This window comes from Veillonella sp. (assembly GCF_019414865.1).
Classification (GTDB): Bacteria; Bacillota; Negativicutes; order Veillonellales; family Veillonellaceae; genus Veillonella.
The window spans coordinates 4,748-11,824 of the sequence record NZ_DXLG01000047.1; the positions used below are offsets into that span (position 1 = coordinate 4,748).

At 40.0% G+C, this 7,077-nt stretch carries 5 protein-coding genes; all 5 read right to left on the minus strand.

Annotated features, from left to right (window positions below; all coding sequences use genetic code 11):
- A partial coding sequence (locus tag QZ334_RS04445; RefSeq protein WP_295232279.1) for a magnesium transporter CorA family protein occupies positions 1–848 on the minus strand: 848 nt, incomplete at its 3' end.
- 304 nt (positions 849–1,152) lie between these two features.
- Positions 1,153–3,285, minus strand: coding sequence for a heavy metal translocating P-type ATPase (locus QZ334_RS04450; RefSeq protein ID WP_295232282.1), 2,133 nt, complete (start codon positions 3,283–3,285; stop codon positions 1,153–1,155).
- Positions 3,286–3,540: 255 nt separating this feature from the next.
- A complete protein-coding gene (locus QZ334_RS04455) occupies positions 3,541–5,073 on the minus strand; it encodes a glycine betaine ABC transporter substrate-binding protein (protein WP_295232285.1) in 1,533 nt (510 codons plus the stop codon).
- Positions 5,074–5,245: 172 nt separating this feature from the next.
- Positions 5,246–5,578, minus strand: a complete 333-nt coding sequence (locus QZ334_RS04460) for a YolD-like family protein (RefSeq protein WP_060923691.1) — start codon at positions 5,576–5,578, stop codon at positions 5,246–5,248.
- An 81-nt stretch (positions 5,579–5,659) separates the two neighbouring features.
- Positions 5,660–6,943 (minus strand): DNA repair protein, encoded by a 1,284-nt coding sequence (locus QZ334_RS04465; RefSeq protein WP_295232288.1) that lies wholly within the window; start codon positions 6,941–6,943, stop codon positions 5,660–5,662.
- Between the last annotated feature and the right edge of the window lie 134 nt (positions 6,944–7,077).

The window sequence follows — 7,077 nt, forward strand, 5'->3', positions numbered from 1 at the left end:
GGCACGTTTGTCCCCCACAAGCTAAATACGATGGTCGGAACCGCCATGGCAATCGTTAAGGTTGCTAACATTTTCATAACCAAGTTAAGGTTATTAGAAATGATGGATGTAAAGGCGTTCATCATGTTCATCAAAATATTTGAGTACATTTCAACCATCTCGATGGCCTGTTTATTTTCGATAATAACGTCCTCAAGTAAGTCCTCATCCTCTTCGTACATCTTGAGGAGGTGTTTATAGGAGCTATGACCACGCAAGCGCAATAGACGTTCCATAACTGTACCATTCGTGCGCAATGCAGATGTAAAGTATGTCATGGATTTCTGTAATTCCAACAATTGGAAGAAGTCTTTATTCTTTGTAGTATGACGCAATTGGATTTCAATATCGTCGGTACGACGATTGATTTGTTGCAAGTAACGCAAGAACATTGTCGCTGTGCGATACAAGATTTGGAATAAGAAACGCGTCTTTTTGTATGTATAGAACGTAGAAATCTGATTAGAAATGAATGGATACAATACTTCGGACTCTTCTAAGCAGATAGTAATGAAGAAGTCTGGCGTCAAGAAAATACCAAGCGGTACTGTATCATACATATCGTTACCGCGGATAACCGGAATGTTAATAACGATAAAGATATAGTTATCCTCTAACTCCACGTGAGAACGTTCTTCCATATCGAGAGCGGTCTTTAAAACGTCCGTTGGGATTTCCGTCAAAATATTGATAAGGGATAACTCATCGGGGTCTGGGTTCACCAAATTTACCCAAGAACCTTTTGTGGCATCTGATACAGTGCTATCGGAAACTAACTCTTCTTCTATATGTTTATACACCGTAATCATGCTATCCCTCCTTCCAACGAACTTATAGTAATCATCTAATAAATTATATACTATTTTATAGCTATTATTCAATTCAATTGTGAAAGTTTTGTGTATCTAGAACATACATATACAGTTTTATGTCTATTTATGATGTACAAATGTATATAGTAAAAGTATCGTAAATGTTTAATCCACACAAATAAAATAACCTCTAAGTTAGTCAGTTACTAACCTAGAGGTTATTTATATCCGCCCTAATCATTCAGATCAGGATAATGTAATTTATTTCGTTCCTCTACAGAGCTATAAACTCTGCTTTCACCTAATTGCGGCGCAAGATACGAACAGAGTTCAAGATACAAAGGATGGATACACCAGTATCACCAAATACTGCCCACCACATGGATGCATAGCCCATGAGGCCAAGCGCCATGATAAGGATTTTTACAGCAATAGCGAACACTACGTTTTGCCATGCTACACGTAATGTCGCTTTGGACAAGTCAAGAACGTGTGCAATAGCAGTCAAAGATGAACGCATAAACACAACATCTGCTGCTTCGATAGCCGCATCAGCACCGCTACCCATCGCACCACCAACATCAGCACCAGCAAGTACTGGAGCATCGTTGATGCCGTCCCCTACGAACATGGTTGGACCATATTCAGAGCGAATATCTTGTACAACGGACAATTTATCTTGAGGCAACAACTGAGCACGTACAGCACTTACGCCAGTTTTTTTAGCAATGTAATTTGCACTTGCTTCAGCATCACCTGTAAGCATAACAGTTTTAATATCTTGACCGTTAAGATTAGCGATAGCCTCTGCGGAATCAGGACGAGCTTCATCAGCGATGATAATACGACCTAAGTATGTATTACCTTCTGCCACAAGAACTTCTGTACCGTATTCAGCAGGTTCTGTTGGATAGCCTTGAACATTATAGCGTTCCATAAGACGACGGTTACCAACAAGTACTTGTTGACCATCTGTCATACCAACCATACCTTCGCCAGCTAATTCTTGAACGAAATCTGAAGGTTCCACTGTAAGACCTTGATCTTTTGCTTCAGAAACAATGCTTGTTGCGATTGGATGCGTAGAAACGGCTTCGATAGCTGCAGCCATGGATAACAATTGACCAGAGCTTACATGGGAGCCTACAGTTTCTACGTTGTGAACTTTGAACTCACCAGATGTAATAGTACCAGTTTTATCAAGAGCTACTGCTTTCACATTAGCCAAGGCCTCGATAACGCGACCACCTTTAAGCAAGATACCGTGTTTAGACGCATTACCGATACCCGAGAAGAATGCAAGTGGCACGCTAAGCACCAATGCACATGGGCAAGAAATAACGAGGAATGTTAAGGCTGTGTAGATCCATTTATGCCATTCACCTGTAATAAGGGATGGAATGATAGCTACAGCCAATGCAAGAGCTACAACGATTGGTGTGTATACGCGAGCAAAACGCGTAATGAAACGGTCGATTTTAGGTTTAGAAGATGCTGCATTTTCAACGGCATCAAGAATTTTAGTAACCATGGATTCTTCAAGAACCTTATCTACACGCATCGTAATGCGACCAGATTCATTGATGCAACCAGACATAAGTTGAGTGCCAGGTACGGCGCGAACAGGAACAGGCTCACCTGTTACAGGCGCGGTGTTAACGCGAGTTTCACCTTCAAGCACTGTGCCGTCTAGAGGAATTAAATCGCCAGGACGAACTTCGATAGTCCAGCCTACTTCAACCTTCTCAGGAGCCATAACTACGATTTCACCACCGCAGTCTGTATCTACAACGCGCACCTCTTGAGGACGCATATCAACAGCGTTCATGATTTCTGTACGACTACGATCTGTTGCTTTTTCTTCGAAGAACTCACCAATACGGTAAAACAAGATAACGCCTACGGCTTCAGGCAATGCATCGATAGCAATAGCACCCAATGTAGCGATAGACATCAAGAAGTTTTCATCAAATACTTCACCTTTTAGGATATTACGACCTGCGATACGCAATACAGGGAACGCAAGGAGAATATAGGCAATATAGTAAATTGGAGTTTCGATAGACTCTGGCAAGCTGATGGACGGAACAACCGTAGTCAACGCTTCGTAGAGCATAAATAACAAGCCTGCTACGATAACTGCAATTGTTACTGCCTCACTGCCGTGGTCGTGATCATGACCATGGTCATCCACAGCCGCTTTAGATTTACGCTCATAATCAGCTACGGTTACGCCCTCTTCGATGGCATCACAAATCTCTTGAATGTCACGTTTAAGAGCTTCTCGGTCTTCCCAAGAGCCGGTTAATTTTAATTGATGTGTAGCAATTGTGAAATTTGCAGTCTCTACAACATCCATTTTACGGATACGATCTTCAATTTTTGCTGCGCAGTTCGCACAGTTCAAATCCTTCAACAACAATGTTTCTTCCATGATATCTCCTTTGATAATGGTGAAAGCTTCTATCCTGTATTGTAAATTAATAGGTAATATTTTTCTAATACTTATTAGACATATCTTGTTTCATATCTTGTTATATATGTTCCTAAACATTTTTCATCAGATATTTTCATTTATATGAATACCTGTTCATATGTTTATATTACATCAAAGGAGATTAATTGTCAATATAAAATCATATTCAACATATATTAAATTTTATTTACTTTAGTTCTAACTATATTCACCTTATATCAAATTTCGTTCTACCAGGAATTTATGTGCTACATCAGCTGGCAGTTGGTGTTCCGTTTCAACGGCGTAATTCATCTTCGCCATCTCTTGATCTGTAATCGTATGATTCAAACTTTCTAATACAGGGCGCAGTTCAGGATGAGCAATCAATACTTCGCTACGCACCACATTACCAGACATATAAGATGGATATAAATGTTTATCATCTTGTAACACCGTAATCGGTGTAATACTTAATTGACCATCAGTCGTGAATATCGGCATTGCATCCACCTCATCACGACCAATAGCCGTATATTTTAGCCCTATATCCATATCTTTAGTAGCTTTAAAACTCATGCCATACACGCGTTGTAATCCAGCATAGCCATCTTCACGTCCAAAGAAATCATATTCCCCTCCTAATGTTAGGGATGGTGCTATACGAGCAAGATCCGAATACGTTTTTACGCCATAACTCTGAGCAATTTCATTACGCACTCCTATGCCATAGGTATTATTAAAACCGTACATGCCGACCCACTCAAAATTATATTTCTCTTTATAGGCCTGTGAAAGCTCATTAAATAGACTTTCATCATACGTATCTGTACGTTTTAGCACAGCAGACCAAGCCGTACCAGTATATTCAGGATATATATCAAATTGGCCGGAAAGCATAGCTGGTTGAATATTTGATGTACCACCACCTACACCTTCTGTAACCTCTACGGTTAGATCAGTCTTCTTCTCGATTAATTCTTTTAAGATATTCCCCAAAATAAGCTGTTCCGTCATAGGTTTCGTTGCAATATGAATAACATCGGTCTTCACATGACGGCAATACATAGCCCAGCCACCTATACCCATTGCAATTATCGTCATAATCGAAACAAATATAATCGTATAGCGCTTCATATGAGGGCTAATACGCGTTACTCTTTCACCTAAAGAAAAGAGAGCATCAACGGTAATGGCTAATAGGGCAATCAGTAGACTGCCTACAATTGTCAAAGCACTTTGATTCGTTGTAATCCCCCTATAAATCGCCACACCTAAGCCACCAGCACCAATAAAGGATGCAATACCTGTCAAGGCAATGGTCATAACGAGCATAGTCCGTATACCAGCCATAATAGTTGGCATGGCCAAGGGAATCTCTATATTCCACAAACGTTGAATCCGCGTAAGCCCTAACGCAATTCCCGCTTCACACATAGATTGATCAATTTGGTTAAGACCAGTAAATGTATTTCGTACCATCGGTAATAAGGCATAGATAACCAATGCAATGATAGCGGTCGTATTACCAACACCCGATACATACAACAAAAGGCCTAACATCGATATAGATGGAATCGTATATAGGAAATTAACCACTACCATAACGGGCGCAGCTAGCCGTTTATATTCGTATATAAACACACCCAATAATCCACCGATGATGGTAGCAATAACAGAAGCTAATACTGAAATTTCTATATGTTCCCATAACAACTGGAGGAAAAAATCATAGCGATTGATAAGTAATGATATGACCTCATGCATTACAGATACCGCCTTTCTCATAAAACAATACAAAGAGTATATATAGTCATATAACAGCTAATCATATAGGGTATTTTTATACGAGAATATAATTAAATTACAACCCTTTTCATCATTGTATACCGAATCACACCTTAACTCTAGCCCTTAAACCATATATAAAGACAACTCTTTATATTGTCATATCATACAGATTCAATTCCTTAATAGATCTAAAGGGAATATCTATGCCTTGAACAGATATAATTTGCATTTGCGCACTAATCATATCAACAGCCCCTATAAGCTCTGTATATCTTTGTTTATTGTAGTAAACAATTCGCACCCATTCTCCGCAATGTATAGTCTGTAAAACCTTATTTAACTCATCTACTTGATCCTCCGATAGCTCTACACGATGCTCTTTAGGCCGTGCCACAGCTGCCAGTAATACTTCAAATCCCTTTAATGCCGCAAAGGGCATAAATTGTTTTGCTCGTTGCAAACGAGACATACGATGTTTCATTAATGTATACCTCCCCTTATGCGACTAATCTATTTTCAATTGTTGTCCTTCGTTCAATTACCATGGTATCCATTACACTATTTATTCCCCATTATGGCCACCTACCAAGGTATTTCTAAAGCGCATTGTCCCTTCCTCTTGCAAGCTGGAGGCACGCAGAATAGAGTTCTTACCGAATTGCTCCTTAATAGACAGCATCGCCTCATGGACTTGCCGTTCCTTTTCTTCTTCATCCGTCGCAAGGGCGCTAAACAAATCTACCTCTTGAGGAATAGCAGAGCGGTTGACTAAATCCTCAAAGCTTACGCCTATACGACGGATGAGTTCATTTTTATGGCAATGTTGTTCATATAATTTAATTACTGCCGTCGTTAATGTTTGCAATGAATCAGTGTACTGCTTAAGCTTTTTAGAACCTCCAGTAGAGCGCACCATATCATCTGCATAACCAATATGAACATGAATATGGTTCGTAACCCCTTTGATTTGTAACAGCTCTAGTACCAAGGACTCTACCATTTCACGCATAGGCACATAGGCCTCTTCATAGGAATAATTGCGCAATAAAATCTGACTATGAGAGATGGAATGCTTAATAGGACGATACGCATGAATATCTGCAATCGTACACGGCTCACGCCCCCAAGCATGATCGATAATGAGCTCTGCATTAATGCCAAACTCCTTATATAACTTAGCCTCTGGCACCATGGTGATGCCATGTAAATCATAAGCGCCATACTTGTGCAAACGATTGGCTATACCCTTACCAATCTGCCAAATATCGGTCAACGGCTGATGATACCAAATTTTCTCTTTAAAGAGGCTTTCATCAAGATACCCTATAAAATCAGGTGCATGTTTTGCGAGGATATCGAGAGCAATTTTGGCGAGGAATAAATTCGTTCCAATTCCAACAGTAGCATAAATGTTAGTCGCCTTGAGCACTGCATCAAGTAACATCTGCGCTAGCTCACGAGGCGTTTTCTTGTAAAGTGGCAAGTAAGGAGTTATATCAATGAAATACTCATCGATAGAGTACACATGCACATCCTCCGGTGCCACATACTTGAGCAAGGTCCCATAAATCTGAGCGGATACCTGCATATACCGCTTCATATGGGGCTTTACCGTTAAATATTCAATGTGCGGAGGAATCTCAAAAAGACGACTGCGATTCTTAACGCCTAACTTTTTTAAGGCCGGTGAAATAGCCAACGTAATAGCCCCTTTGCCACGAGACCCATCGGCCACTACCAAAGGCGTTGTAAACGGATCCAGCCCCAAATCAGCGCACTCCACAGACGCGTAAAAACTCTTCAAATCAATGCACATATACATCCGATCCGTATCAGCTGAACCCATATCAACACCTCCTCAAACCGCTAAACCACTAGACTCTATAAGAAATATGAAAAGAAGAATTTCTATGATTAGTATAACAAAAATACAGAGTATTTTCAAACATATGTTTGTTATTATAAAGGTAAATTTATAGA

Bases quoted from the DNA above. Each gene is read 5' to 3' on its own strand.
- QZ334_RS04450 (WP_295232282.1), bottom strand. From the start codon at position 3,285: ATGGAAGAAACATTGTTGTTGAAGGATTTGAACTGTGCGAACTGCGCA.
- QZ334_RS04455 (WP_295232285.1), bottom strand. From the start codon at position 5,073: ATGCATGAGGTCATATCATTACTTATCAATCGCTATGATTTTTTCCTC.
- QZ334_RS04460 (WP_060923691.1), bottom strand. From the start codon at position 5,578: ATGAAACATCGTATGTCTCGTTTGCAACGAGCAAAACAATTTATGCCC.
- QZ334_RS04465 (WP_295232288.1), bottom strand. From the start codon at position 6,943: ATGGGTTCAGCTGATACGGATCGGATGTATATGTGCATTGATTTGAAG.